23 protein-coding genes are annotated in these 24,934 nt (G+C 65.6%); 8 read left to right on the top strand and 15 right to left on the bottom strand.

The annotated features are described in order from the left end of the window. Positions 1-253: 253 nt before the first annotated feature. Positions 254-1,426 carry an O-succinylhomoserine sulfhydrylase gene (locus VHP37_16365; protein ID HEX2827928.1) on the top strand — a complete coding sequence of 391 codons (1,173 nt, stop codon included), beginning with the start codon at positions 254-256 and terminating at the stop codon, positions 1,424-1,426. 74 nt (positions 1,427-1,500) lie between these two features. Here the strand turns inward: VHP37_16365 and VHP37_16360 are convergent, their stop codons facing one another. The 5 genes from VHP37_16360 to VHP37_16340 all read right to left on the bottom strand — a co-directional run bounded on the left by VHP37_16360 (position 1,501) and on the right by VHP37_16340 (position 5,861). Continuing rightward, on the bottom strand, positions 1,501-2,223 hold the full coding sequence (locus tag VHP37_16360) for a UDP-2,3-diacylglucosamine diphosphatase (GenBank protein HEX2827927.1): 723 nt from the start codon (positions 2,221-2,223) through the stop codon (positions 1,501-1,503). After that, positions 2,224-2,715 carry a peptidylprolyl isomerase gene (locus VHP37_16355; protein ID HEX2827926.1) on the bottom strand — a complete coding sequence of 164 codons (492 nt, stop codon included), beginning with the start codon at positions 2,713-2,715 and terminating at the stop codon, positions 2,224-2,226. A gap of 9 nt (positions 2,716-2,724) precedes the next feature. Continuing rightward, positions 2,725-3,303: a peptidylprolyl isomerase gene (locus tag VHP37_16350; protein HEX2827925.1), complete on the bottom strand. Its 579-nt coding sequence runs from the start codon at positions 3,301-3,303 to the stop codon at positions 2,725-2,727. A gap of 213 nt (positions 3,304-3,516) precedes the next feature. Next, positions 3,517-4,797 (bottom strand): L,D-transpeptidase family protein, encoded by a 1,281-nt coding sequence (locus VHP37_16345; GenBank protein ID HEX2827924.1) that lies wholly within the window; start codon positions 4,795-4,797, stop codon positions 3,517-3,519. Continuing rightward, positions 4,764-5,861, bottom strand: coding sequence for a tetratricopeptide repeat protein (locus VHP37_16340; protein ID HEX2827923.1), 1,098 nt, complete (start codon positions 5,859-5,861; stop codon positions 4,764-4,766). Before VHP37_16340 ends, VHP37_16345 begins: the two co-directional genes overlap by 34 nt. 173 nt (positions 5,862-6,034) lie before the next feature. Between VHP37_16340 and cysS the strand changes: the two genes are divergently transcribed. Both cysS and VHP37_16330 read left to right on the top strand, forming a co-directional pair. Next, positions 6,035-7,411: a cysteine--tRNA ligase gene (gene cysS, locus VHP37_16335; GenBank protein ID HEX2827922.1), complete on the top strand. Its 1,377-nt coding sequence runs from the start codon at positions 6,035-6,037 to the stop codon at positions 7,409-7,411. Between the two features lie 91 nt (positions 7,412-7,502). After that, the gene (locus VHP37_16330) at positions 7,503-8,750 is read left to right on the top strand and encodes a nucleoside transporter C-terminal domain-containing protein (GenBank protein ID HEX2827921.1); all 1,248 of its coding nucleotides are present in this window, start codon (positions 7,503-7,505) and stop codon (positions 8,748-8,750) included. 31 nt (positions 8,751-8,781) lie between these two features. On the opposite strand, the gene VHP37_16325 is transcribed toward VHP37_16330, so the two are convergent. Then, positions 8,782-9,585 (bottom strand): NAD(P)-dependent oxidoreductase, encoded by an 804-nt coding sequence (locus tag VHP37_16325; protein HEX2827920.1) that lies wholly within the window; start codon positions 9,583-9,585, stop codon positions 8,782-8,784. Between the two features lie 96 nt (positions 9,586-9,681). On the opposite strand from VHP37_16325, the gene corA reads away from it, so the two are divergent. Next, entirely contained in the window at positions 9,682-10,653 is a 972-nt protein-coding gene (gene corA / locus VHP37_16320) for a magnesium/cobalt transporter CorA (GenBank protein ID HEX2827919.1), read from the top strand. A 134-nt stretch (positions 10,654-10,787) separates the two neighbouring features. On the opposite strand, the gene VHP37_16315 is transcribed toward corA, so the two are convergent. The 8 genes from VHP37_16315 to hrcA all read right to left on the bottom strand — a co-directional run bounded on the left by VHP37_16315 (position 10,788) and on the right by hrcA (position 20,289). Next, positions 10,788-11,594 carry a hypothetical protein gene (locus VHP37_16315; GenBank protein ID HEX2827918.1) on the bottom strand — a complete coding sequence of 269 codons (807 nt, stop codon included), beginning with the start codon at positions 11,592-11,594 and terminating at the stop codon, positions 10,788-10,790. Continuing rightward, entirely contained in the window at positions 11,591-12,718 is a 1,128-nt protein-coding gene (locus VHP37_16310; GenBank protein HEX2827917.1) for a homogentisate 1,2-dioxygenase, read from the bottom strand. The genes VHP37_16315 and VHP37_16310 overlap by 4 nt, the downstream gene beginning before the upstream one ends. Further along, positions 12,715-13,758, bottom strand: coding sequence for a 4-hydroxyphenylpyruvate dioxygenase (gene hppD / locus VHP37_16305; GenBank protein ID HEX2827916.1), 1,044 nt, complete (start codon positions 13,756-13,758; stop codon positions 12,715-12,717). Before hppD ends, VHP37_16310 begins: the two co-directional genes overlap by 4 nt. A gap of 232 nt (positions 13,759-13,990) precedes the next feature. Continuing rightward, entirely contained in the window at positions 13,991-15,106 is a 1,116-nt protein-coding gene (dnaJ, locus tag VHP37_16300; protein ID HEX2827915.1) for a molecular chaperone DnaJ, read from the bottom strand. A 450-nt stretch (positions 15,107-15,556) separates the two neighbouring features. Further along, entirely contained in the window at positions 15,557-17,542 is a 1,986-nt protein-coding gene (gene dnaK, locus VHP37_16295; protein ID HEX2827914.1) for a molecular chaperone DnaK, read from the bottom strand. Positions 17,543-17,577: 35 nt separating this feature from the next. Then, positions 17,578-18,102 carry a nucleotide exchange factor GrpE gene (gene grpE, locus VHP37_16290; protein ID HEX2827913.1) on the bottom strand — a complete coding sequence of 175 codons (525 nt, stop codon included), beginning with the start codon at positions 18,100-18,102 and terminating at the stop codon, positions 17,578-17,580. A 75-nt stretch (positions 18,103-18,177) separates the two neighbouring features. Further along, entirely contained in the window at positions 18,178-19,224 is a 1,047-nt protein-coding gene (gene hemH / locus VHP37_16285) for a ferrochelatase (GenBank protein ID HEX2827912.1), read from the bottom strand. A gap of 27 nt (positions 19,225-19,251) precedes the next feature. After that, positions 19,252-20,289 carry a heat-inducible transcriptional repressor HrcA gene (gene hrcA, locus VHP37_16280; GenBank protein HEX2827911.1) on the bottom strand — a complete coding sequence of 346 codons (1,038 nt, stop codon included), beginning with the start codon at positions 20,287-20,289 and terminating at the stop codon, positions 19,252-19,254. A 140-nt stretch (positions 20,290-20,429) separates the two neighbouring features. Between hrcA and VHP37_16275 the strand changes: the two genes are divergently transcribed. Beyond that, positions 20,430-21,299: an NAD kinase gene (locus VHP37_16275; protein HEX2827910.1), complete on the top strand. Its 870-nt coding sequence runs from the start codon at positions 20,430-20,432 to the stop codon at positions 21,297-21,299. Beyond that, entirely contained in the window at positions 21,299-22,960 is a 1,662-nt protein-coding gene (recN, locus tag VHP37_16270) for a DNA repair protein RecN (protein HEX2827909.1), read from the top strand. The genes VHP37_16275 and recN overlap by 1 nt, the downstream gene beginning before the upstream one ends. Before the next feature lie 113 nt (positions 22,961-23,073). On the opposite strand, the gene fur is transcribed toward recN, so the two are convergent. Next, positions 23,074-23,511 (bottom strand): ferric iron uptake transcriptional regulator, encoded by a 438-nt coding sequence (fur, locus tag VHP37_16265; protein ID HEX2827908.1) that lies wholly within the window; start codon positions 23,509-23,511, stop codon positions 23,074-23,076. Positions 23,512-23,691: 180 nt separating this feature from the next. Between fur and VHP37_16260 the strand changes: the two genes are divergently transcribed. Continuing rightward, positions 23,692-23,997, top strand: coding sequence for an outer membrane protein assembly factor BamE (locus VHP37_16260; GenBank protein HEX2827907.1), 306 nt, complete (start codon positions 23,692-23,694; stop codon positions 23,995-23,997). Further along, on the top strand, positions 23,994-24,791 hold the full coding sequence (gene dapB / locus VHP37_16255) for a 4-hydroxy-tetrahydrodipicolinate reductase (protein ID HEX2827906.1): 798 nt from the start codon (positions 23,994-23,996) through the stop codon (positions 24,789-24,791). Before VHP37_16260 ends, dapB begins: the two co-directional genes overlap by 4 nt. The last annotated feature ends 143 nt before the right edge of the window (positions 24,792-24,934 follow it).

The raw sequence follows: 24,934 nt of genomic DNA, 5'->3' as shown, positions 1-24,934 counted from the left end.
CGCAATGACGTATTTGCTTTTCCTTTGCGTCCTTGGCGGTTCAACAGCTTTGATCGGAGGTCCGCAACTTGACAGGGCCATGACCGAAGCGTAGCTTCCTCACTCCAGCGCCGATTTGATTTCAGCTTGCGGGCGCTCAATAAATACGGCTAAAGCGAGGGAAACCCGGTTTAGCTTCGAGCTGACCGGGTTTTTATTTTTAGTGCTGCGCGAGTCCCACGCCTCGTGCAGCTTCAGCGAAAGCACACATGTCATGAGCGACGACTATCAACTGGACACCCTGGCGGTGCGCAGCGGCATCGAGCGCAGCCAGTTCGGCGAGCATTCCGAAGCGCTGTATCTCACCTCGAGCTTCGTCTTCAAGTCCGCGGCGCAGGCCGCGGCGCGCTTCAGCAATCAGGAGCCGGGCAACATCTATTCGCGCTTCACGAACCCGACGGTGACGGTGTTCGAGAAGCGCCTCGCCGCGCTGGAAGGCGCGGAAGTCTGCATCTCGACCTCGTCGGGCATGGCGGCGATCCTCTCGTGCGTGATGGGCCTGCTGAAGTCGGGCGATCACATCCTGTGCTCGGCGAGCGTGTTCGGCTCGACCATACAGCTCCTGGGCAACATCATGAAGCGCTTCGGCATCGAGACGACGTTCGTCCCCGGAACCGACGTCGCGAAGTGGCAGGCCGCGGTGACGCCGGCCACGCGCATGCTGTTCGTCGAGACGCCGTCGAACCCGCTGACCGAGGTGTACGACATCGCCGCGCTGTCCGCCGTCGCGAAGAAGGCCGGTGCGCTGCTCGTCGTCGACAACTGCTTCTGCTCGCCCGCGCTCCAGCAGCCGCTGAAGCTCGGCGCGGACGTCGTCATCCATTCAGCTACCAAGTACCTGGACGGGCAGGGGCGCGTGCTCGGCGGCGCGGTGCTCGGCAGGAAGGACGTGGTGTACGAGGGCGTGCTCGGTTTCCTGCGCACCGCGGGGCCGACGCTCAGCGCGTTCAACGCGTGGGTCATCCTCAAGGGCATGGAGACGCTCGCGCTGCGCCTCGAGGCGCAGTCGGCCGCGTCGCTGACGCTCGCGAAGTGGCTGGAAGAGCAGTCCGCCGTCGAGCGCGTGTATTACCCGGGGCTCGCGTCACACCCGCAGCACGCGCTCGCGATGAAGCAGCAGAAGACCGGCGGCGGCATCGTGTCTTTCGACGTCAAAGGCGGCCGCGAAGCCGCGTGGCGCGTCGTCGACAACACCAGGCTGCTCTCGATCACCGCGAACCTCGGCGACACCAAGACGACGATCACGCACCCCGCGTCGACCACTCACGGACGCATCACGCCCGAAGCGCGCGCGGCGGCGGGGATCGGGGAGGGGTTGTTGCGGGTCGCCGTCGGCCTCGAGAATATCGAGGACATCAAGGCGGATCTGGCGCGAGGTCTACGCTAGCTGCGCGACCCTGACGTAGGGTGCGTGGCAACGCACCGCTGAAAGGCCCGGTGCGCTCGCGCGCACCCTACGGTTCAGAGGTCGACCGAAACGCAGCCCGAAGCGTCGCAGCGCAGGTAGCTCCCGCTCTCGTACCAGTCGGCGAGCACGTAGCGCTCGCACCGGCGACCGTCGACGGCGTGGACGTGGCGCGCCGGGCGGTGGGTGTGGCCGTGGATGAGCCGCGGATAACCGTGGGTGCGCAGCACCTCGGCCACCGCATCCGCGTTGACGTCCATGATCTCGGCGCTCTTGTCGGCCTTCTCGCTGCGGTTGCGCGCCTGCAGCGCTTCCATTTCCGCGCGACGGCCCGCGATGGTCTGGCCCAGGAACCGCGCCTGGTTGCCGGGATCGTGGGCGTAAGCGCGCCACGTGAGGTACTTGACGTCGTCGGTGCAGAGGGTGTCGCCGTGCATGAGCAGCGTCGGCGTGCCGTACAGATCGATGAGCGTCGGGTCCGGGAGCAGCGTCGCCCCCGCACGCTTCGCGAAATCGCCGCCGACCAGCACGTCGCGATTGCCGTGCATGAAGTACACCGCCGTGCCGCTCGCCGCGAGCCTGGCGAAAGCCAAGGCGACGTCGGCGTTCAGCGGGTCGTCGCTGTTGTCGTCACCGAGCCATTCGTCGAACAGGTCGCCGAGCACGTACAGCGCGTCCGCGCCGCGGGCGGTCGTGTCGACGAACGCGTGGAACTGCTCGAGGATGCGCGGCCGCTCGGCCGCGAGGTGCAGGTCGGAGATGAAGAGGCTCGCGCCCAATCAGACTTCTTCGGCGCGCTCGATCACCACGTCGTCGAGCGGTACGTCCTGGTGCATGCCGCGCGAGCCGGTCTTCACCTTCTTGATCTGGTCGACGATGTCCTGCCCTTCGACCACCTTGCCGAAGACCGCGTAACCCCAGCCCTGGGCGGTCGCGCCGGTGTGGTTGAGGAAGGCGTTGTCCGCGACGTTGATGAAGAACTGCGCGCTGGCCGAATGAGGATCGGACGTGCGCGCCATCGCGACGGTGTACTTGTCGTTCTTCAGCCCGTTGTTCGCCTCGTTCTTGATGGGCGAGCGGGTGCCTTTCTGCTTCATGCCGGGCTCGAAGCCGCCGCCCTGGATCATGAAGCCGTCGATGACGCGGTGGAACACCGTGTTGTCGAAGTGGCCGCTCTTCACGTACTCGCGGAAGTTGGCGGCGGTCTCGGGCGCTTTCGCCTCGTCGAGCTCGATGCCGATGACGCCGTGGTTGGTGTGCAATTTGATCATGGGATTTTCCTATTTCGATTCGATCACGTGCATGCGCTCGATGATCACGGGTTTCTTGGGCACGTTCTCGTGCGGCGGCTTGCCGGGGCCGGTCGGCACCTTCACGATGCGCTCGACCACGTCGTAGCCTTTGACCACGCGCCCGAACGGCGTGTAGCCGTAGCCTTCCTGCGTCGGCGCCTTGAAGTCGAGCGTGGGATTTTCCGCGACGTTGATGAAGAACTGTGCGGTCGCCGAATGCGGGTCCGCGGTGCGCGCCATCGACACCATGCCCACGCCGTTGCGCAGGCCGTTGCCGGCCTCGTTCTTGATAGCCGGGCGCGTCGGTTTCTCTTCGAACTTGGTGGTGAAGCCGCCGCCCTGGATCATGAAACCCGGGATGACGCGGTGGAAGATGGTGCCGTTGTAGAACCCGTCGTTCACGTACTGCAGGAAATTCTTGACCGTGTTCGGCGCGTTCTCGGGATACAGCTCGATCACGAAGCTGCCCATGTTGGTGCGGACTTCGACGTGCGGATTGGCGGGAGCGGCCGCGTGCGCCACGGACGCGAGCACGAGCGCGAAAACAGCGAAAAGCTTCTTGAGCATCGGGATTCGAGCGGAAATGGCGAGGCCGCGGGATGCGGCCTATCGATGCTGCGAATTTAAACGGTTAGCGCGGGATGCTCAAGCCGCCCCGTGCGTGCCGTCAGGCCGCGCCGCCTCAGTTGCCGCTATCGCAAGCGCCATGCACGTCGCTTCGGCGGCATTCGGCGATTCGGCTGGTCGCATCCCCACTTCGTGGGGCCCCTGCTTCCCGCCTCACGCCGATCCCTCGTGGATGATCCTCCAGCCCGCCCCTTCCTTGAGCCAGTACTGGCGCTTGCGCATCTTGTTGGCGAGGTTGCTGCTGGTGTAGTCCTGGTCGAACGTGACGACCGCGAGCCGCTCTTTCCCCGGGTAGAGGAACATGCTCACGCGGTCGAGCTTGACCTTGACCCACTGCTTGCCGGAATTGACCTGGCGCTTCTGCGCGGCGAACGCCTTGTAGTCCTGGCCGCTCGAGTTGAAGCTCGACGAGTAGTGCTTGAGGTACTTCTCGGTGTCGAGGCTTTCCCAGTCCTTGCGCCATTGTTCGAGGTTGCTGCCGATCTCCTGGCGCAGCGACGACACCGCCTGCGGCTGCACCCATTCGACGTTGCTCGAGATGATGACCGGCGTGAGACCGATCTGCACGCGCTGGCGGATCGCTTCGAGGTCGCGGTTGGTGAGCACGACGCAGCCGTCGCTCGCCTGCGGCGGCCGGCTGAAGGTGTCCGACGGCGTGCCGTGCAGCCAGATGCCGCTGCCGCCGCGTCCTTCGCGCCGGTCCCACTCGTTCGGGTAGTTGATCGGGAAAGCGCCCACGCCGTAGAGGTCCGCGAGCTTTTCCTTCGGCATGCTGCTCGTGACGTGATAGACGCCGAGCGGCGTCTTCTTGTCGCCTTCGCGCAGCTTGTCGACGCCGAGCTTGCCGCTGCTGATGTAGTAGTCGGCGACGTAGCGCGCGCTGCCGTTCATGTTCTCGAACACGTACATCGTCGACTTCGAGGTGTCGACGACGAACGCGTATTTCTGATCGGCCTGGAGCTGGAGCAGGTAGCGCGGGATGCGGTCGCCCGGGCGCTCGTGAAGCTGGCGGGCGAGCCGCGCCTGCGCTTCGGCGCGCAGATCCGCCACGCGGTCGAGCGGCACGCCGGTCGCGGCGCCCATGGTCTTCAGCGGCTGTGCGCGCGCGAGCAGGAGGTCGCCCTTGATGAGGTGCGCCAGGCGGAAGTTGGGGTACGCGCGGATGACCTGCTCGACTTCGGCGAGAGCCACGTCGAGCTTGTTGTCCTGGATCGCGCGCAGCGTCTTGACGAGCAGCGCTTCCGGCTCGACCGAGGCCGACGGGGCCGCCGGCGCTGCCGCTGCGGTGCTGCGGGGAGGCTGGTGCACCGGCTTGCCGCTCATCGGCGAAGCCGGGGAGGCGCAGAACGCGACGATGACCGCCGCGCCGAGGAGGGTGGAGACTGCCCCTATGCCGCGCTTCAGCTGCCGCTCCTTTCCTGCTGGATGAGCCATTTGTCGCCGTTCCGGACCATGACCAGCGTCTTGGCGCTGGTGACGTTCAGCGATCCCGAGTGGTAATGCTGGCGGAAGCTGACGACCGCTTTGTTGCCGTCCATCTTCACGCGCGGATTATCGATGTCCACCTCGATCTTGCGCGGCTTCTGGATGCGCGCCTTGCGCTCGGCTTCCCAGGCGCTGCGAGACATGCCTTTCGGCGTCTGGAAGTCGGGCGCGTAGAACGAGAGGTAACCCGGCACGTCGTTGGACGCCCAGGCGCGCGCCCAGGCGTTGACGGCTTTCATCACGTCGGCGTCGCCGTTGGCGGCCTTGGCGGGCGCGGCCTTGGCGGTGTCCTTGGGCTCCGGAGCGGCTTTCGCTTCAGGCCTGGGTTCCGGGGCGGACTTGGCCGGCGCCGCAGCGACGGTCTCGGACTTCGCGGCCGACTTCGCCGGCGCGGCGGGCGCGGGCACCGGCTGCGACGGCGGGGCGGGCGTCGGCTCGACCTTGTTGACGGCCACCTGGCTGCCTTTGCTCGGGGCGGCGGCGGTCTGGGTGCGCGGCGTCTGCGAGAAGAGCTCCTTGATGAGGTTCAGCTTGCCCTGCGCGGCGGTGTTGCTGCGGTCGAGCTGCAGCGCCTTGTCATACGCCTGGCTCGCCATCTTGGCGTAGATGTCGCCGAGGTTCTCGTGGGCCGTCGCGTAGGACGGATGCGTGCGGATCGCCATCTCGAGCGAGTTGCGCGCCTTGTCGTACTGGCCCTGCGACGCGTAGAGCACCGCGAGATTGTTGTACGGCTCCGGGAGCTCGGGATAGTCCTGCGAGAGGTCGGTGAAGACCTTGATCGCCTCGCCGGGCTTGTTCTGCTCGGTGAGGATCAGGCCTTTGAGGAAGCGGCCGCGTGCGTCCTTGGGACGCGACGAGAGATAGCCGTTCACCCGGTCCATCGCCTTGTCGAACTGGCCTTGCCTGAAGAGTTGATTGGCTTCCTGGAGAGGATCCCCTTGAGCCCAGACGGCGGTAGAGAGGCTCAAGCCCAGGGAGAGGACGACTGCGGCGATGCTGCGGGGAAGCCTCATGTTATACTTTGCCGAATTTTTCAGCGGCTTAGTTGCAAAATCCTCGAAATTCTACCAAGAACATCCGGCAAATCAAACAGCGCGCCCCCGAATCTTGGTCTCTTATTTTCGGCACGCCGGCCGTTTTCTTGAGTGCCTCCTGAGCCCCTGCGGCCGTCTCGTTCGTCACCCGTATGCTGAAGATTTATAACACGCTCGCGCGCGAGAAGCAGCAATTCTTCCCCCTCACGCCCGGCAAAGTTCGCATGTACGTGTGCGGCATCACGGTGTACGACTACCTGCACGTCGGACACGCGCGCATGATGGTCGTATTCGACGTCGTGCGGCGCTGGCTGCGCGCTTCCGATTACGACGTGACGTTCGTGCGAAACATCACGGACATCGACGACAAGATCATCAAGCGCGCGCAGGAGAACGGCGAGCCGGTCGACGCGCTCACCGCGCGCTTCATACAGGCGATGGACGAGGATGCCGCCGCGCTCGGCGTCGAAAAACCCGATCACGAGCCGCGCGCGACGCAGTACGTCGAGGGCATGCTCGACATGATCCGTACGCTCGAAAACAAGGGCCTGGCCTACAAGGCGAGCGACGGCGACGTGAACTACGCGGTGCGCAAGTTCGAAGGCTACGGCAAGCTCTCGGGCAAGTCGCTCGACGAGCTGCGCGCCGGCGAGCGCGTCGAGGTCGACACCCACAAGCACGACCCGCTCGACTTCGTGCTGTGGAAGCACGCGAAGCAGGGCGAGCCTTCGTGGCCTTCGCCCTGGGGCGAAGGGCGTCCGGGCTGGCACATCGAGTGCTCGGCGATGTCGACCGCGCTGCTCGGCACGCATTTCGACATCCACGGCGGCGGCCAGGACCTCCAGTTCCCGCACCACGAGAACGAGATCGCGCAGTCCGAGGGCGCGAACGGCTCCAAGTTCGTGAACTACTGGATGCACAACGGCTTCGTGCGCGTCGACGACGAGAAGATGTCGAAGTCGCTCGGCAACTTCTTCACCGTGCGCGAGGTGCTCGCGAGATACGACGCGGAGGTGGTGCGCTTCTTCATCGCGCGCGCACACTACCGCAGCCCGCTCAACTATTCCGACGTCCACCTCGACGACGCGCGCCACGCGCTGACGCGCCTGTACACCGCGCTCAAAGGCCACGACGCGGCGCCCGCCGCGATCGACTGGAACGAGCCGCACGCCGCGCGCTTCCGCGAGGCGATGGACGACGACTTCAACACGCCCGAGGCGATCGCGGTGCTGTTCGAGCTCGCGACCGAGCTCAACAAGACCGGAGACGCCAAACAGGCGGTGTTGCTGAAGTCGCTCGCGGCGACGCTGGGACTGCTGCAGCGGGACGCGAGCGAATTTCTGCACGCGCTGCCGGCGCAAGGCGAAGGCGGGCTCACGCCCGAGCGCATCGAAGAGCTGATCGGCGCCCGCGCAGCCGCGCGCAAGTCGAAGAACTTCGCCGAAGCCGACCGCATACGAAAAGAGCTCAGCGACGGCGGGATCGTACTCGAAGACGGCGCCGGCGGCACTGTATGGCGTCGGGCCTGAAAGATCTTGGTCGCTTCGTCGGGCCTGCGGCCCTCCGTGCGTAAAGGCGTGCTTAGGCGCCTGCCGGCGCTACATACGATTTTGTAGGCGCATGCCGCTGCGCCTACAAAGCGTGGTCGGTCTCTTCATCCTTCTCGCCATCGCCTGGGCGATCGGCGAAAACCGCCGTGCGCTGCCCTGGCGCATCGTTCTCTCCGGTCTCGTGCTACAGATCGTCGTCGCGGCGCTGCTGCTCAGGGCGCCGCCGTTCCAGCAGTTCTTCCTCGGCGTGAACGACGCGCTGCTCGCGCTCGAGCGGGCCACCCAGGCGGGAACCGGCCTGGTCTTCGGCTATCTGGGCGGCGCGCCGCTGCCGTATGCGCAGAGCGGCCCCGGCTCGACCTTCGTGCTCGCGTTTCGTGCGCTGCCGATCATCCTCGTGGTGAGCGCGCTCTCCTCGCTGCTCTTCTACTGGCGCGTGCTGCCCGCCGTGGTGAAAGTGATGTCGAAGCTGCTCGAGAAGAGCATGGGCGTGGGCGGCGCGGTCGGGCTTTCGACCGCGGCGAACGTGTTCATCGGCATGGTCGAGGCGCCGCTCGTCATCCGGCCGTACCTCGCGGTGCTTGCGCGCGGCGAGCTCTTCATCGTGATGACGTGCGGCATGGCCGGCATCGCCGGCACCGTGATGGTGCTCTATGCGACGATCCTCGGACCGGTCATCCCTGCCGCGATGGGCCACATCCTCGCCGCGTCGCTCATCAGCGCGCCTGCTGCGATCGTCGTCGCCGCGCTGATGATCCCCCCGCAGGGCAAACCGGCCGACGCGACGCTCGACATCGCCGGCGGCAGCCGCAGCTCGATGGACGCCATCGTGCGAGGCACCGCGGACGGTCTCGGCTTGCTGCTCAACATCGCCGCGCTGCTGATCGTGCTGGTATCGCTGGTGACGCTGGCGAACCTCGTGCTCTCGCTGCTGCCCGCCGTCGGAGGCGCGCCGGTCACGCTCCAGCGCATCTTCGGGTACGTGATGGCGCCGCTCGTCTGGCTGGCCGGAGTGCCGTGGAGCGAAGCGATGACCGCCGGCGCGTTGATGGGTACGAAGACCGTGCTGAACGAGCTCATCGCGTACTTCGACATGGCCGCGCTGCCGGCGGACGCGCTGTCCGAGCGCAGCCGGATCATCATGACTTACGCGCTGTGCGGATTCGCGAACTTCGGCAGCGTCGGGATCCTCGTCGGCGGCATGACCGCGATGGTGCCCGAGCGCCGCGACGAGGTGCTCGAGCTGGGACTGAAGTCGCTGGTGTCGGGGACGCTCGCGACGCTCGTCACCGCCGCGACGGCGGGGTTGTTTTTGTGACGTTACGATATCGCGTAGCGGTGTGGATCTCTCAATCGATCCGGCCCATGTCGCCGTCGAACTCGAGCCCGCAGAACGGGCCGCCGTGGAATTCCGCCACCGGATCGGTGCCGTCGAGCAGCGGCGCCTCGAAGCGCCCGGCGTAAGCCTCCGCGTCGTCCTGCGGCGCGTAGCCGATAGCCGCGGCATGCGGGTTCTCCCAGCGCGAGCGGGTGTTCGCCGACACGCCGTAGAGCACGATGAAGTGAAAGCGCGGCGCGTCGATGCAGCGGCGCACGAGCTGCACCGTGTCGCGCGGGCTGATCCACGTGGAGAGCTGGCGGAAGTCGCCGGGCTCGCGTCGAAACGAGCCGATGCGTAGACAGGCGACCTCGAGCCCGTGTTTGTCGGCATAGAGCCGGCCGAGCGCCTCGCCGAACACTTTCGATACGCCATAGCGGCTGTCGGGCCGCACCGGCTCTTCCACGCCGACGCGCTTGCCCACGCGGTGATACCCGATAGTGTGGTTCGAGCTCGCGAAGATCACGCGCTTCACCCCCGCGCCGCGCGCGGCTTCGAAGACGTTGTAGGTGCCTTCGATGTTGTTGTGGAGGATCGCGTCCCACGGACCTTCGCGCGGGACGCCGCCCAGGTGCACCACGCAGTCGATGCCGTCCATGAGCTTCGCGACGCCCGCTGAGTCGGTGAGGTCGGCATGCATCGTGTCCTCGCCCGCGCCGGGCGCTTCCAGCGGCCGCACGTCGCTCGACCGCAGCAGCTCGTAAGCGCCGCGTAAGCCTGCTCGCAAAGTGCTGCCGATCTCGCCGGCCGCGCCGGTGATGAGTATGCGGTCCATCCCATGCTTCTCCCTTGTCGAAGTGCGGCAGATTGGTGTCGCCGCATGCACGTGTCAAGACGGGCTGGCGTTATGATCGCCCCGGAGGAGAAAACGATGCTGATCAGCTGCGTCGCGTACGAGAACGGCCGCAGGCTCGCCGAGATCGCGCAAGAAGACATCCACCTGCACCTGGGCAAGCCCGGACGCTTCGTATGGGTCGCGGTCCGGGACCCCGAGCCCGAGGAGCTCGAGGAAATGCGCGAGCAGTTCTGCCTGCACGAGCTCGCGGTCGAAGACGCGCTGCACGGGCACCAGCGGCCGAAGGTCGAGGAGTACGGCGATTGCGTGTTCGTGGTGATGCACACGCTGGAACTGACCGAGCCGGACTGCGAGATCCACGAAGGCGAGGTGAACATCTTCGTCGGGAAGGACTACATCCTGACCGTGCGCAAGAGGACGCGCGAGGGCTTCCGCGAGGTTCGCGCGCGTGCCGAACGCGAGCCCGAGCTCCTCAAGGAAGGTCCCGGCTACGTGCTGTACGCGCTCATCGACAAGATCGTCGACCGCTACTTTCCGATCATGGATGCGCTCGAGGACAAGCTGGAGGCGATCGAGGAGCGCATCTTCCGCGACGACGCCGGCCGCAGCGCCGTCCAGGCGCTCTACGCGTTGAAGCGCCAGCTCGTGCTGCTGCGCCACGCGGCCGGGCCGGCGCACGAAGCGGTCGGCAAGCTCTACGGCGGGCGCGTCCCGGCCGTCACCGCGAACACCCAGGAATACTTCCGCGACGTCTACGACCACCTCTACCGGATCACCCAGCGCATCGACAGCCTGCGCGACATGCTGACCACCGCGATCTCGGTGAACCTGTCCCTGGTGACGGTGAACGAAGGAGAGATCGTCAAACGCCTCGCGTCCTACGGCGCGCTGGTGGCGGTGCCGACGATGATCGCGGGCGTCTACGGCATGAATTTCGAGTTCATGCCCGAGCTGCACTGGACGTTCGGCTATCCGCTCGCGGTCGGCGCGATGGTCGCGGTGGACGTATACCTGTTCTACCGATTCAGGAAAGTGGGCTGGATTTAAAGCAAGATCGAAAGCTAATCAACCGCAAAGGACGCAAAGGACGCAAAGGACGCAAAGGTTAATTAACGTCGCGTCGTCATGAGTGCGCGATGTTCAGCTTTCCTTTGCGTCCTTTGCGGTCGATTGCTTTACTTTCAGGCCAGCCCCTGGCGCTGCGCTTCGAGCCCGTCCCAGAACGCCGCCACGCCGTCGAGCATCCGGTTGCCGTAACGGATGAAGTCGTCCTCGTCGAGCGCCGTCTCGCCGTAGTACTCCTCGAGCTCTTCCCGGGTGTGGCGCGCGTGCTGCGCCTCGAGGCGGTCGTGCCAGACGAAGAAGCCGAGCGGCAGCCTGGTGCCGTGCCTTTGGTTGTAGCGCGCGAAGCCCTGGATGAGCTCTTTCCAGAAACCGGCCGCGGCCCAGTTCTCGACCGCGAAGCTCGCCGCCTGCGAGATCTCGTAGTTGTCGCCGCCGTAGAGGCGGATGAGCTCGTCGCAGAAGTGCAGGGTCGGCGCGGTGCCGTTGCGGCGGTGGCCGACTTCCTCGAACGAGAGCCCGAGCTGTTTCGCGACCTGCCACAGCCATTCGAAATGGCCGGCTTCGAAGTGGAAGAGCCCGCCCTGCACGCTGCCTTCGATGCCGGCGTGATCGGGATCGTACGCCTTCGACAACCCCGAGCGCTCGATGCCGGCCTTGTTGAACGTCACCCCGAGCTCGTTCGCCAGTATCTCTTTCGACGCGCGCATGCCTTCCAGCGTATCGGCGTTGATCACCTTGTTCATCTGGGCGATCAGGAACTGGTTCGAGAACACCGAGAACTGCACGACGAACGCTTTCAGCTGCGCTTCGTTCTGCTCTCCTGACGCGAACCAGCGCGTGTAGGCGTTGTCCACGATGACGCGATGGTTCAGGAGCTCCGCGGCTATGCGCGACTGAAACGCGTCGAAGCCTCCGGCGCTCATGCGCTTTTCCACGAGTCCACGTAACCGGTCCATTCGACACCTTCGGGCAGTGGCGCGACGTCCAGCGCGTCGCGTGCATCGATCATGACGGCGACTTCATCCGTGGCAGTACGCGTGCCGCCGGCGCCCGCCTTGAACGCCTTGGGGTGCGGCCCGTGCGTGAACCCGCTGGGGTGCAGGGTCATCATCCCCGGATGGATGTTGTCGCGCGAGAAGAAGTTCCCCGCGTGGTAGAAGATCATCTCGTCGTAATCGTCGTTGTTGTGGAAGAACGGCACCTTGAGCGCGCCCGGGTCGGATTCCAGCGGGCGGGGACAGAAGGTGCAGACGACGAAGCGCGCCGACGCGAACGTGGTGTGCGCCGACGGCGGCAGGTGCGCGCGATGGCTCATCAGCGGGCGGATCGACCGCCAGTTGATGCGCACCGGGGTGAGCGTGCCGTGCCAGCCGATCGCGTCGAGCGGGTTGTGGCCGAAGCGCTGCGTCGACAGCGCGCCGCGGCGCTTGATCGCCACGCGCCATTCGCCGTCCCCTGCTTGCGCGCGGAAAGCGTCGTCGAGCCGCGGCACGTCGAGCGCCGCGGGATCGAACACCGCGTGCTGGCCTACGATGCCTTTGTCGGGCAGGCCGTAGCTCTCGTTCGTCGCTTCGACGAGCAGCGCCAAGAACGGCGACTTCACTTCGATGCGCCACATCGTGCCGCGCGGCAGCATCACGTAATCGCCTTCGGTCAGCGCGAGGTGGCCGTAATCGCAATAGAGGTCGGCTTCGCCCGCGTGCACGAAGATGAGCTCGTCGCCGTCGCTGTTGCGCACGAGGTGGTCCATAGCCCGGTCGATGCGCCAGTGCCGGATGCGCACGTGCTCGTTGGAGAGCAGCAGCGTCGCGTCCCACGGCGACGCGGTGCTCGCTTCGATCCTCGTGGTATCGAATGCGCGGGGACGCAGCGGTCCTTCGAACCCCGTCCACGCGGTCGGCGGATGGCGGTGGATCATCTGCGTCGACGGCCCGTAAAAACCTTCCTTGCCGAGCTCGCGCTCGTAGGTGCCTTCGGGGAGATCGGCGTGCGCCTGGCGCGAGGCGACGCCTTCGACGACGGGAAACGCGATCCACTGCCGGCTCATACGACCCCGCGCGCGATCTGGTCGCGCTCGATCGCTTCGAACAGCGCCTGGAAGTTGCCTTCGCCGAAGCCTTCGTTGCCTTTCCTCTGGATGATCTCGAAGAAGATCGGTCCGATCACGGTCTCGGTGAAGATCTGCAGGAGAAGATCGCCGCGCTTGCCGTCGATGAGTATCCCGTTCCTTTCCAGCCTCGCCAGGTCTTCGCCGTGCTGCGGCACGCGCGCGTCGACCGCCTCGAAATACGCGTGCGGCGTATGCATGAACGCCATGCCGCCGGCCGCGAGCGCTTCGACCGTGGCGTAGATGTCGCCCGTCGCCAGCGCGATGTGCTGTATGCCTTCGCCGTGATAGGCGTCGAGGTATTCCTCGACCTGCGACTTGTCGTCGGTCGGCTCGTTGATCGGGATGCGGATCTTGCCGCACGGGCTCGTCAGCGCGCGCGAGCGCAGGCCGGTCTTCACGCCGTGGATGTCGAAAAAGCGGATCTCGCGGAAGTCGAAGAGCCGCTCGTAGAACTGCGCCCAGTGGTCCATGCGGCCCTGGTGGACGTTGTGCGTGATGTGGTCGATGTAGCGCAGGCCGACGCCGGGTTGCTGCGCTGGCGCGATGGCTTTGAAGTCGACGTCGTAGATGGTGCCGGTGTCACCGTAGCGATCGATGAGATAGATGACGCTGCCGCCGATGCCGCGGATCGCCGGGATGTTGAGCTCCATCGGCCCGACTTCGCCGCGGTGCGGCTTGGCGCCGAGCTCGAGCGCGCGCTTGTAGGCATGCGCCGCGTCCTTGACGCGGATCGCGAACGCGCAGACCGACGGCCCGTGCACGCGTGCGAAAGCCTGCGCGAAGCTGTCCGGCTCGTGGTTGAGGACGAAGTTGATGTCGCCCTGACGGTAGAGCGTGACGTCCTTGGAACGATGCTGCGCGACCGCCGTGAAACCCATGTTCTCGAAGAGCCGGGCGAGGGCGCGCGTGTCCGGGGCGGTGTATTCGATGAACTCGAATCCGTCCGTACCCATCGGGTTGTGAATCGAAGTCGCCATGCGCCTCCGTTCCCTGCGGGCACCGTACAACAAAAAGGCCCGGCAGTCTTGCCGGGCCTTATGCAAATCGCGTGCGAGGGGCCCGCGGTGCGTTACCACGCACCCTGCGAGCTAAGGCGGCGGAGCGAGCGCGAGCGAGCCCAAGGAAAGGAGGTCTCGGAGGGAAACCTTGGTTTCCCTCCGAGGCGTTCACTGGACGATTGCTGCGGCCGACTTGTCGGCCGCAGCGCGTCTATGATTCGAAGAATTCCTTGACCTTGTCCATCCACGACTTGGCGCGCGGATTGTGGCGCTCCGCGTCCGTGCCGCTGATCGCCTCGAACTCCTGCAGCAGTTCCTTCTGCCGGGAGGTGAGGTTGACCGGCGTCTCGACGATGACGTGGCAGAGCAGGTCGCCGTGCGCGTTGGAGCGCACGCCCTTGATGCCCTTGCCGCGCAGCCGAAACACTTTCCCGCTCTGCGTTTCCGACGGCACCTTGATCTTGGCGTAGCCGTCGAGCGTCGGGATCTCGATCTCGCCGCCGAGCGCGGCCGTGGTGAAGCTGATCGGCATCTCGCAGTGCAGGTCGTTGTGGTCGCGCGTGAAAACCTGGTGCGGCTTGATGTGCATCACGACGTAGAGGTCGCCGGGAGGCCCGCCGTTGACGCCGGCTTCGCCTTCGCCCGAAAGACGGATGCGATCGCCTTCGTCCACGCCCGCCGGGATCTTCACCGACAGCGTCTTCTGCTGCTTGATGCGGCCGGTGCCGCCGCACGGCTGACACGGGTCCTTGATCATCTTGCCGGTGCCGTGACACTTGGGACACGTCTGCTGGATCGAGAAAAATCCCTGCTGCATCCGCACCTGGCCGTGGCCGCCGCAGGTCGTGCACTGCGTGGGCTGCGTGCCGGGCTTGGCGCCGGTGCCTTTGCACGTCTCGCACTCTTCGAGCGCGGGAATGCGGATGCGCGTCTCGGTGCCGCGCGCCGCGTCCTCGAGCGAGATCTCGAGGTTGTAACGCAGGTCCGCGCCGCGGAACACGGTCGAGCGCTGGCGGCCGCCGCCGAAGATGTCGCTGAAGATGTCGCCGAACGCGTCGGAGAAGCCGCCGAAGCCCGCGCCCGCACCGGCCGCCGAGTTCGGATCCACGCCGGCATGACCGTAGTGATCGTACGCGGCGCGCTTGTTCGAGTCCGTCAGGATCTCGTACGCCTCTTTCGCTTCCTTGAAGTGCTCTTCGGCCTTGGGGTTATCCGGATTGCGGTCCGGATGGTATTTCATCGCGAGCTTGCGATAGGCCTTCTTGATCTCGTCTTCCGAGGCGTCTTTGTTGACCCCCAACACCTCGTAATAGTCGCGTTTTGCCATGTTTTTGGTGAAACGTGAAACGGGAAATGTGAAACGCGCGCTTACCGCGGCTTGGCTTGCAGCGACTTGCGTAAAGCCAGAATCAACGCGGACACCCGGTCGATTTTATCTTGAAGCTCGTGGGTATCACCCAGGAAGCCCAGGTTTTTTGCAAGTTCGGTATGCGTGTCGAGCTCCTATAGGGACCCGGAAGCGACGCTCAAAAATGAAGCAGCTCGCGCGTACCGGCGCGAGCTGCTCCTTCAGCGATGTTTGCGGGAACCGACGTCGCTGCACGCCGCATCTGGCTGGTTAGGCCGAATTGTTCTTCCCGCGGGAAAGTGGCGGTGAGACGGTAAATCATTTCCACCAGCCGGATCGCTTCCTGCCATGCAATCAGGTCCCGGTGCGCTCGCCTCACTCGTCACCTAGAACTCGGCGTGCCACGTTTCACGTTTCACGCCTCATCCATCACTTCTTCTCTTTCACCTCTTCGTACTCCGCGTCGACGACGTTGCCGTCATCCGGCTGCTTGCCGCCCTGCGCCGAGCCCTGCGGCTGAGCGCCGCCGGCGGCGCCCTGCTGCTTGGCCTGCTCCTGCGCGTACGCCTGCTCGCCGAGCTTCTGGGCGGCCTGCGCCAGCGTCTGGGTCGCGGCTTCGATCTTCTCCTTGTCGTCGGACTTCATCGCCTCTTCGGCGTCCTTCAACGCGGCTTCGATCTTCGACTTCTCGTCGGCGCCGACCTTGTCGCCGTGCTCCGTCAGGGCCTTCTTCACCGAGTGGACCATGTGGTCGCACTGGTTGCGGGCGTCGACCGTCTCGCGGATCTTCTTGTCTTCCTCGGCGTGCGCTTCGGCGTCCTTCACCATGCGCTGGATCTCGTCTTCCGACAGACCGCTCGACGCCTGGATCTTGATCTTGTTCTCCTTGCCGGTCGCCTTGTCCTTCGCCGAGACGTGCAGGATGCCGTTCGCGTCGATGTCGAACGTGACCTCGATCTGCGGCATGCCGCGCGGCGCGGGCGGGATGTCGGTCAGGTTGAACTGGCCGAGCGACTTGTTGGCGCGCGCCATCTCGCGCTCGCCCTGGAGCACGTGGATCGTGACCGCGCTCTGGTTGTCGTCCGCCGTCGAGAACACCTGGCTCGCCTTGGTCGGGATCGTGGTGTTCTTCTGGATGAGCTTGGTCATGACGCCGCCCAGCGTCTCGATACCCAGCGACAGCGGGGTGACGTCGAGCAGCAGCACGTCCTTCACTTCACCCTGGAGCACGCCGCCCTGGATCGCGGCGCCGACTGCGACGGCCTCGTCCGGGTTCACGTCCTTGCGCGGCTCCTTGCCGAAGAACTCCTTCACCTTTTCCTGCACCTTCGGCATGCGCGTCTGGCCGCCGACGAGGATGACGTCGTCGATGTCCGAGAGCTTCACGCCCGCGTCCTTGACGGCGATGCGGCACGGCTCGATGGTGCGGTCGATCAGCTCGTCGACGAGCGACTCGAACTTGGCGCGCGTGATCTTCACCGCGAGGTGCTTCGGACCCGAGGCGTCGGCCGTGATGTACGGCAGGTTCACCTCGGTCTGCTGCGACGACGACAGCTCGATCTTCGCTTTCTCCGCGCCGTCCTTCAGGCGCTGCAGCGCGAGCATGTCCTTGCGCAGATCGATGCCCGACTCCTTCTTGAACTCGTCGCACAGGTAATCCATCAGGCGCTGGTCGAAGTCCTCGCCGCCGAGGAACGTATCGCCGTTGGTCGACAGCACCTCGAACTGGTGCTCGCCTTCGACTTCGGCGATCTCGATGATCGAGATGTCGAACGTGCCGCCGCCGAGGTCGAATACCGCGATCTTGCGGTCGCCCTTCTTCTTGTCGAGGCCGAACGCGAGCGCCGCCGCCGTCGGCTCGTTGATGATGCGCTTGACGTCGAGGCCCGCGATGCGGCCGGCGTCCTTGGTCGCCTGGCGCTGCGAGTCGTTGAAGTACGCGGGCACCGTGATCACCGCTTCGGTGACCGGCTCGCCGAGATAGTCTTCGGCGGTCTTCTTCATCTTCATCAGGACCTGCGCCGACACTTCGGGCGGGGCCATCTTCTTGCCGCGCACTTCGACCCAGGCGTCGTTGTTGTCCGCCTTGACGATCCGGTACGGCATGAGGTCGATGTCCTTCTGGACCTCTTTTTCCTCGAAGCGGCGGCCGATGAGGCGCTTCACCGCGTAGAGGGTGTTCTTCGGGTTGGTGACCGCCTGGCGTTTCGCCGGGGCGCCGGTCAGCACTTCACCGTCGTCCATATAGGCGACGATCGAAGGCGTCGTGCGCGCGCCTTCCGAGTTCTCGATGACCTTCGGCGTGCCGTTTTCCATGACGGATACGCACGAGTTCGTGGTGCCGAGGTCTATGCCGATGATTTTTCCCATGTGTTCCTCGCTGGAGCTTGCGGTAGTGGATTCGTTAGGTCCGATATGAGGCTTTTCGACTGATTTTCAAGCCGAATCGGTCAGTTTTCGGATTTCGACACGATGACCAGCGCAGGGCGGATCACGCGGTCGTGCAGGAGGTAGCCCTTCTGGAGCGTTTGCACGACGGTATTGGGCTCGGCGTCGGCTTCGACGGTGCTGATCGCCTGGTGGCGGTGCGGGTCGAACTTCTGACCCGTCGGGTCGACTTCGCTGACGTTGAACTTCTCGAAAACCGCCTTGAGCTGCCGCAGGGTCAGCTCGACCCCGGCCCGCATGCTCTCGACCGAGGCGTTCTCGGCCCCGAGCCCCGCCTCGAGGCTGTCTTTCACCGCCAGGAGCTCGTTCGTGAAGCTCTCGATCGCGAACTTGTGGGCGTTGGCGATCTCGGTCTGGCTGCGCTTGCGGACGTTGTCGGTCTCGGCGCGGGCGCGCAGATACGCGTCCTGGTGGGTCTGGGCGGCCTCTTCGGCCTTCTTGAGGCGCTCCTCGAGGTCGCCGCCGGTAGCAGCCGCGGCGGCCTCCTGGGCCTCGTTGGTGTTGGTGATATCGGGTGTTTCCTGCATAGATGCGCTCCTCTAGACCCGCTGCAGATGGGGATCCGGGCGAGCGCTTTCAAGGGGTGAAACGAAAATCCGCGTTCAGAATGCGGAAACCCCGAATGGCCGGTAATTTCGGGCCGCCTCGCCGGGCTCTACCCATCCGAGCAGGTTTCGCGCCGTGAGCTCGGTGAGCGCCGCGATCCACTCGTGGCGGTCGTTGAGGCACGGGATGTAGCGCAGCTCCCTGCCGCCGGCCTTCTCGTAGATCTGCCGGCCCTCGATCGCGATCTCCTCGAGCGTCTCCAGGCAGTCGGCGACGAAGCCGGGGCAGATCACGTCGACCGGCGCCGTCCCGGCCCGGCCGAAGTCGGCCAGGGTCTCGGCGGTGTAGGGCTTGAGCCATTCGGCGCGGCCGAAGCGCGACTGGAACGCGATGCGGTAGCGCGATTCGGGAAGCTCCAGCGCCGCGGCGAGGAGGCGCCCGGTCTCCAGGCACTGGTCGCGGTACGGGTCTCCGAGGTCGACGGATCGCTTGGGGATGCCGTGGAAGCTCATCACCAGGACCTCGGGCCTTCCGCGCTTCATCCAGAAGTCGCGCACGCTCGCCGCGAGCGCCTCGATGTAGCCCGGGTCGTCGTGGAAATCGCGGACCGTGCGGACCGCCGGCTGGTCTCGCATCGCTTCCAGGCTGGCGAGCACGCGGTCGAGCGCCGTCGCGGTGGTGCTGGCGGCATATTGCGGGTAGAGCGGAACGAGCAGGATGCGGTCGCAGCCGCGCTTCCTGAGCGCCTGCAGTTTGTCCGCGATCGACGGCTTGCCGTAGCGCATCGCGTAGTCGACGGCGACCGGGGCCCGCAGCCGCTCGCCGAGATAACCCTGGAGCATCAGCGTCTGGCGCTCGGCATAGACCTTGAGCGGCGAGCCGTCGCGCGTCCAGACCTGGGCGTAACGCGCGGCCGACGCCTTGGGCCGCCGCGGCAGGATGAATAAGTACAGGATCGGCCACCACACCGCGCGCGGAATCTCGACGACGCGCGGGTCGGAGAGAAACTCCTTCAGGTAGACGCGGACCGCTTCGGGAGTCGGCGCCTCGGGGGTACCCAGGTTGATGAGCAGAACACCGACGCCCTTGCTTGACCCGTTCACCCGTTCACTCGTTCACCCGTTCACGCCTTAATGGTGTGAAAGCGCGCTCGACAGCAGCTTGGCGGTGATGTCGACGATCGGGATCACGCGCTCGTACGCCATGCGCGTCGGGCCGATGACGCCGACCGTGCCGACGATCTGGCCGTCGACCTCGTAGGGCGCGGTGACCACGCTGCAGAACTCGTCGAGCGGGACCAGCCCCGATTCGCCGCCGATGAAGATCTGCACGCCGTGCGCGCGATTCGAGACGTCGAGGAGCTGCAGCAGGCCGGTCTTGCGCTCGAAGAGGTCGAAGAGCTTGCGCAGCCGCTGCATGTCCGACGAGAGGTCGTGCACGTCGAGCAGGCGGCCTTCGCCCGAGATCACCACGTCGTCGGCCGAGTCGTTGAGCGCCTCGTTGCCGACTTCGAGCGCGCGGGTCATGAGCTGGGTCATGTCCTCGCGCAGCTGCTTGAGCTCTTCGTGAATGCGCGCGCGGGTTTCCTCGAACGTGAGACCGGCGTAGTTCTGGTTGAGGATGTTCGCCGCCTCGACCAGCTCCGACGGGCTGTACGCGCGCTGCGTGGTCAGGATGCGGTTCTGCACGTCGCCTTCGGGCGTGACGAGTATCAGCAGCACCCGCGTGTCCGAGAGCTTCACGAACTCGATGTGGCGGAAGCCCGCGCTGCGGCGCGGGGTCATCACCACGCCGGCGAAACGCGTCAGGTCCGCGAGCATCTGCGACGCCGACGTCACGATGCGCTGGCGGTTCTCGGAGTGCAGCTGTTCTCCGAGCTTGTTGATCTCGAACGAGTCCAGCGGCTTGATCGTGAGCAGCGTGTCGACGAAGAAGCGATAGCCGCGCGCGGTGGGCACGCGACCGGCGGAGGTGTGCGGGCTCGCGATGAAGCCGAGATCCTCGAGATCGGCCATCACATTGCGAATGCTTGCGGGCGAGAGCTCGAGGCCGGAAAACCTGGAGAGCGCGCGGGAGCCGACAGGCTGTCCGTCCGCGATGTAGCGCTCGACGAGCGTCTTCAGCAGGACCTGCGCGCGCTCGTTCAGCACGGGGATGTCGCTTGACATGTGAGCAATTCTACCGAATTGGGTGAAAGCGTGAAGGGTGAAGGGTGAAAGGTAAGTGTCGCACGCGCCAGCGATTTTTACCCTTCACTCATTCGCCTTTCATCCTTCACGCGCGATAGCGCTATGGTTAAATGCGGGCAATGGACAAATCCTTCAAGACGGTCGCGCTGATCGGCAAGTACAAAAGCCCCGAAATCGCTCCGCCGCTGCTCGAGCTCGCCGCCTATCTGGAAGGCCGCGGCGTGCAGGTCATGATCGACCGCCTGACCGCCTCGCACATCGGAGAGTGCCGCTACCCGGTGCTGGCGCTCGAGGAGCTCGGGCCGAAAGTCGACCTCGCCGTCGTGCTCGGCGGCGACGGGACGATGCTCAACATCGCCCGCACCTTCGCGCCGTTCGCAGCGAAGCTGGTCGGCGTGAACCAGGGGCGTCTAGGTTTCCTGACCGACATCTCGCTCGACACCATGATCGAGACCATCGGCCGCATCCTCGACGGGCAGTACGTCACAGAAGACCGCATGCTGCTGGAAGCCGACGTCTACAGCGGCGCCGAATCGGTGTTCAACGTCCTCGCCTTCAACGACGTGGTCGTGAGCAAGGGGCTGCGCGGCAGCATGATCGAGTTCGAGGTCCTCATCGACGGCGAGCCGATCTATACCCAGCGCTCCGACGGTCTCATCGTCGCCACGCCGACGGGCTCGACCGCTTACGCGCTCTCGGCGGGCGGTCCGATCGTGCATCCAAGCTTGCGCGTGATCTCGCTCGTCCCGGTGTGCCCGCACACGCTGTCCAACCGGCCGATCGTGATCAGCAGCGACAGCACCATAGACCTCGTCGTCCGCGGCGCCGACGACCCGCGCGCGCACTTCGACAGCCATTCGCATTTCGAGCTGGGTGAAGGCGACCGCATCCGCATCCGCCGCTACGCGCACGACATCAGCCTGCTGCATCCGGTGGGACATAGTTATTACGCGATGCTGCGGCAGAAGCTCGCCTGGAACCGTCAGTAATGCTGCGCAGTCTTTCGATCCGGGACTTCGTCATCGTCGACAAGCTCGATCTGGAGTTCGAGTCGGGCTTTACCGTGCTCACCGGAGAGACCGGGGCGGGCAAGTCGATCCTGGTCGATGCGCTCGCGCTCGTGCTCGGCGACCGCGGCGAGGCGAGTGTCGTGCGGCAGGGGGCGCAGCGCGCGGACATCGCCGCCGGGTTCGACATCGACGACGAGGGCGCGCTCGCGCGCTGGCTCGAAGAGCGCGAGCTCGCGTCGGACGAGCGCTCGTGCCTCCTGCGCCGGACGATCGATTCGAGCGGGCGCTCGCGCGCGTTCGTGAACGGGACCGCGGCGACGCTCACGCAGTTGCGCGAAGTCGGCGAGTTCCTCGTCGACATCCACGGGCAGCACGCGCACCAGTCGCTCCAGCGGAGCGCCGCGCAGCGCGATCTCCTCGACGGTTTCGGCGGGCACGCCGAGATCGCGGAACGCGTCGCGGACCTCTACCGTGGGTGGCGCCGCCGCGCCGACGATCGCGCGGCGTTCGAGAAGAACTCGGCGGCGATCGCTGCGGAGCGCGAGCGTTTCGAATGGCAGGTGAAAGAGCTTGCCGCGCTCGAGATGAACGCCGACGCCTGGACCGCGCTCACCGGCGAGCACGCGCGGCTCGCGCACGCCGCGAGCCTCATCGAAGGCGCACAAGCGGGACTCGACGCGCTGTCCGAAGACGAGTCCGCTGCGCTGACGCAGATGAACGCGGTGATCTCGCGGCTCAACGCGCTGCTCGAGTTCGATCCGGCTTTGCGCGAGGTGCTCGATGCGCTCGAGCCCGCGGCGATCCAGGTGCAGGAAGCGGTATACAGCCTGCGCCACTACGAGCAGAAGCTCGAGGTCGATCCGCAGCGGCTGCGCGCCGCCGAGTCGCGTCTCGACGCGATCCATGCGGCGTGCCGCAAGTTCCGCATAGAGCCCGAGGACATCCCGCGCACCCTCGAAGCCGCGCGCGCGAGGCTCGCGGAGCTCGACGTCTCCGCCGATCCGAAGGCGATGGAAAAGCTCGAGGCCGAAGCGCTCGCGGCTTACCGCACGGAAGCCGGAAAGCTCTCCGCCGCTCGCCGCAAGACCGCGGCAAAGCTCGGAACCGAAGTCACCGCCGCGATGCAGACGCTCGCGATGGCCGGCGGCGTGTTCGAGGTCGCGCTCGATCCGCTCGGCGAACCCAACTCTCACGGGCTCGAGCACGTCGAGTTCCGCGTGAGCGCGCACAAGAGCATGTCGCCGCAGCCGCTCGCGAAAGTCGCGTCGGGCGGCGAGCTTTCGCGCCTATCGCTGGCGATCCAGACCGTCGCCAGCCGCGTCGCGCAGGTGCCGACGCTGGTGTTCGACGAGGTCGATGTCGGCATCGGCGGCCGCGTCGCCGAGATCGTCGGGAAAATGCTGAAGGACCTGGGCCGCAAGCACCAGGTGATGTGCATCACCCACCTCCCGCAGGTCGCGGCGTGCGCCGATCACCAGTGGCAGGTGTCGAAAGCCGCGTCCAAGACCAAGATCGCGAGCAAGGTCATCGCGCTCGATGCCGAACAGCGGGTCGACGAGATCGCGCGCATGCTCGGCGGCGTCAAGATCACCGAGACGACCAGGAAGCACGCGGCGGAGATGCTCGGTCTGAAGGAGTGAGGCGTTAGAGGTGATGAGATAGGGGGGATGAGATAAGGGTGAGAAACCTTCACCTCATCACCTTCACCTCATCACCTTCACCTCATCACCTTCACCTCATCACCTTCATCTCATCACTCTTTTCGCGCGAGCCGGTGCGGGCAGTTCGCCTTCGTGCACTCCGCATAGAGATGCAGCGAGTGATCCTGCAGATTGAATCCGCGCTCGGCCGCGATCTCGTTCTGGCGCTTCTCGATCTCGGAGTCGTAGAACTCCTCGACGTGGCCGCATTCGATGCAGACGATGTGGTCGTGGTGCCCGCCGCCTTTGAGCTCGAAGACCGCTTTGCCGCCTTCGAAGTGGTGGCGCAGCAGCAGGCCGGCCTGCTCGAACTGGGTGAGCACGCGATAGACCGTGGCGAGCCCGGTGTCGGTCCCGTCCTTGAGCAACGTCTTGTACACGTCCTCCGCGGAGAGGTGGCGCACGTCGCCCTTCTCGAAGATTTCGAGGATGCGCAGCCGGGGAAGCGTGGCTTTGAGGCCGATGGTCTTCAGATCGGTCGGGGAGCTCAACGGGGGATTTTCCTATGGGGGGAGGGGACTCTGGGCTATCATATTCGCAATCGTCTACATTGCAAGCGTGCGTCCGGCGCCCGGTCGCCCCGCCGCCGTCATCACCTTTTGCCGTTCTCCAAAAAACCACTGTCCTGTCTCGCCGCGATCGCCGTGCTGGCCGTCGCGGGATGCGCGCGCATGCCGAGCGTCCCCGGCCTCACGCCCTACAAGATCGATATCCAGCAGGGTAACTACGTGACCCAGGACATGGTCGACAAGCTCAAGCCGGGCATGACCAAGAGCCAGGTTCGCTTCGCGCTCGGCACGCCGCTGGTCACCGACATGTTCCACAACGACCGCTGGGATTACGTCTACGTGCTCCAGAAAAAAGGCGTGGTCACCGAGCAGCGCCGCATCGTCGTCGTGTTCTCCGACGACAAGCTGCTGCGCATCGACGGCGACGTGAAGCCCGCGGGCAGCGAAAAACCGGTGGCCTCCAAATGAAAGTCGCGATCGCGGGCGCGAGCGGTCGCATGGGCCGCGTATTGCTGGAAACCGTCATCAAAGCGCCCGACGCCGAGCTTGCCGCGGCGCTCGACCAGCGCGGCAGTCCCTTTATCGGCCGCAACGCGGGCGAGCTGGTCGGCGAGAGCTCGCCGGTGACGATCGCCGAAGACCTGAAGAGCGCGCTCGCCGGCTGCGACGTGCTGATCGATTTCACGCGGCCGGAAGGCACGCTGCTGCATGCGGCGGTGTGCCGCACGCTCGGCGTGCGCCTCGTCATCGGCACGACCGGCTTCACGCCCGAGCAGAAAGACGAGATCGCTGCCGCCGCGGCCGGGATCCCGGTCGCGATGGCGCCGAACTTCAGCGTCGGCGTCAACGTGACGTTCAAGCTGATCGAGCTCGCGGCGACGGCGTTGAAGGACGGTTACGACGTCGAGATCGTCGAAGCGCACCACCGCCACAAGGTCGACGCGCCTTCGGGAACGGCGCTGGGAATGGGCCAGATCGTCGCCAAAGCGCTCGGGCGCGATCTCGAGAAAGACGCGGTCTACGGCCGCGAAGGCGTCACCGGCGAGCGGAGGACGAACACCATCGGTTTCGCGACGGTGCGCGGCGGCGATGTCGTCGGCGATCACACCGTGATGTTCCTCGGGACCGGCGAGCGTATCGAAATTACCCACCGCTCCAATAGTCGTGCCACCTACGCGCAAGGGGCATTGCGGTCCGCGCGGTTCCTGATGGGCAAGAAGAGCGGCCTGTACGACATGCAGGACGTCCTGGGGCTGAAGTAGGCGCGTCGCGTTGCGCCGCTTCCGCGGCTAACGCGACCTACGGGTTTTCGTCACCGTTTCACCCGTCACCGCCGCATCCGTCACCGCTTCACCGGTCACTTCCATTAGCGTATAATCGGCGCTTCAAACGAGCGGGACGGGTT

It is taken from the genome of Burkholderiales bacterium, assembly GCA_036262035.1.
In the GTDB taxonomy this organism is placed as follows: Bacteria; Pseudomonadota; Gammaproteobacteria; order Burkholderiales; family SG8-41; genus JAQGMV01.
The sequence above is the reverse complement of the archived record's forward strand: the minus strand, read 5'-3'. Positions and strand labels throughout refer to the sequence as shown.

Bases quoted from the DNA above. Each gene is read 5' to 3' on its own strand.
- hppD (HEX2827916.1), bottom strand. From the start codon at position 13,758: ATGGCGACTTCGATTCACAACCCGATGGGTACGGACGGATTCGAGTTC.
- VHP37_16355 (HEX2827926.1), bottom strand. From the start codon at position 2,715: ATGATCAAATTGCACACCAACCACGGCGTCATCGGCATCGAGCTCGAC.
- corA (HEX2827919.1), top strand. From the start codon at position 9,682: ATGCTGATCAGCTGCGTCGCGTACGAGAACGGCCGCAGGCTCGCCGAG.
- VHP37_16275 (HEX2827910.1), top strand. From the start codon at position 20,430: ATGGACAAATCCTTCAAGACGGTCGCGCTGATCGGCAAGTACAAAAGC.
- hrcA (HEX2827911.1), bottom strand. From the start codon at position 20,289: ATGTCAAGCGACATCCCCGTGCTGAACGAGCGCGCGCAGGTCCTGCTG.
- dnaJ (HEX2827915.1), bottom strand. From the start codon at position 15,106: ATGGCAAAACGCGACTATTACGAGGTGTTGGGGGTCAACAAAGACGCC.
- VHP37_16365 (HEX2827928.1), top strand. From the start codon at position 254: ATGAGCGACGACTATCAACTGGACACCCTGGCGGTGCGCAGCGGCATC.
- VHP37_16340 (HEX2827923.1), bottom strand. From the start codon at position 5,861: ATGAGGCTTCCCCGCAGCATCGCCGCAGTCGTCCTCTCCCTGGGCTTG.
- recN (HEX2827909.1), top strand. From the start codon at position 21,299: ATGCTGCGCAGTCTTTCGATCCGGGACTTCGTCATCGTCGACAAGCTC.
- dapB (HEX2827906.1), top strand. From the start codon at position 23,994: ATGAAAGTCGCGATCGCGGGCGCGAGCGGTCGCATGGGCCGCGTATTG.
- VHP37_16325 (HEX2827920.1), bottom strand. From the start codon at position 9,585: ATGGACCGCATACTCATCACCGGCGCGGCCGGCGAGATCGGCAGCACT.
- VHP37_16345 (HEX2827924.1), bottom strand. From the start codon at position 4,797: ATGGCTCATCCAGCAGGAAAGGAGCGGCAGCTGAAGCGCGGCATAGGG.
- VHP37_16330 (HEX2827921.1), top strand. From the start codon at position 7,503: ATGCCGCTGCGCCTACAAAGCGTGGTCGGTCTCTTCATCCTTCTCGCC.
- VHP37_16350 (HEX2827925.1), bottom strand. From the start codon at position 3,303: ATGCTCAAGAAGCTTTTCGCTGTTTTCGCGCTCGTGCTCGCGTCCGTG.
- VHP37_16310 (HEX2827917.1), bottom strand. From the start codon at position 12,718: ATGAGCCGGCAGTGGATCGCGTTTCCCGTCGTCGAAGGCGTCGCCTCG.
- VHP37_16260 (HEX2827907.1), top strand. From the start codon at position 23,692: ATGCCGAGCGTCCCCGGCCTCACGCCCTACAAGATCGATATCCAGCAG.
- VHP37_16315 (HEX2827918.1), bottom strand. From the start codon at position 11,594: ATGAGCGCCGGAGGCTTCGACGCGTTTCAGTCGCGCATAGCCGCGGAG.
- grpE (HEX2827913.1), bottom strand. From the start codon at position 18,102: ATGCAGGAAACACCCGATATCACCAACACCAACGAGGCCCAGGAGGCC.
- cysS (HEX2827922.1), top strand. From the start codon at position 6,035: ATGCTGAAGATTTATAACACGCTCGCGCGCGAGAAGCAGCAATTCTTC.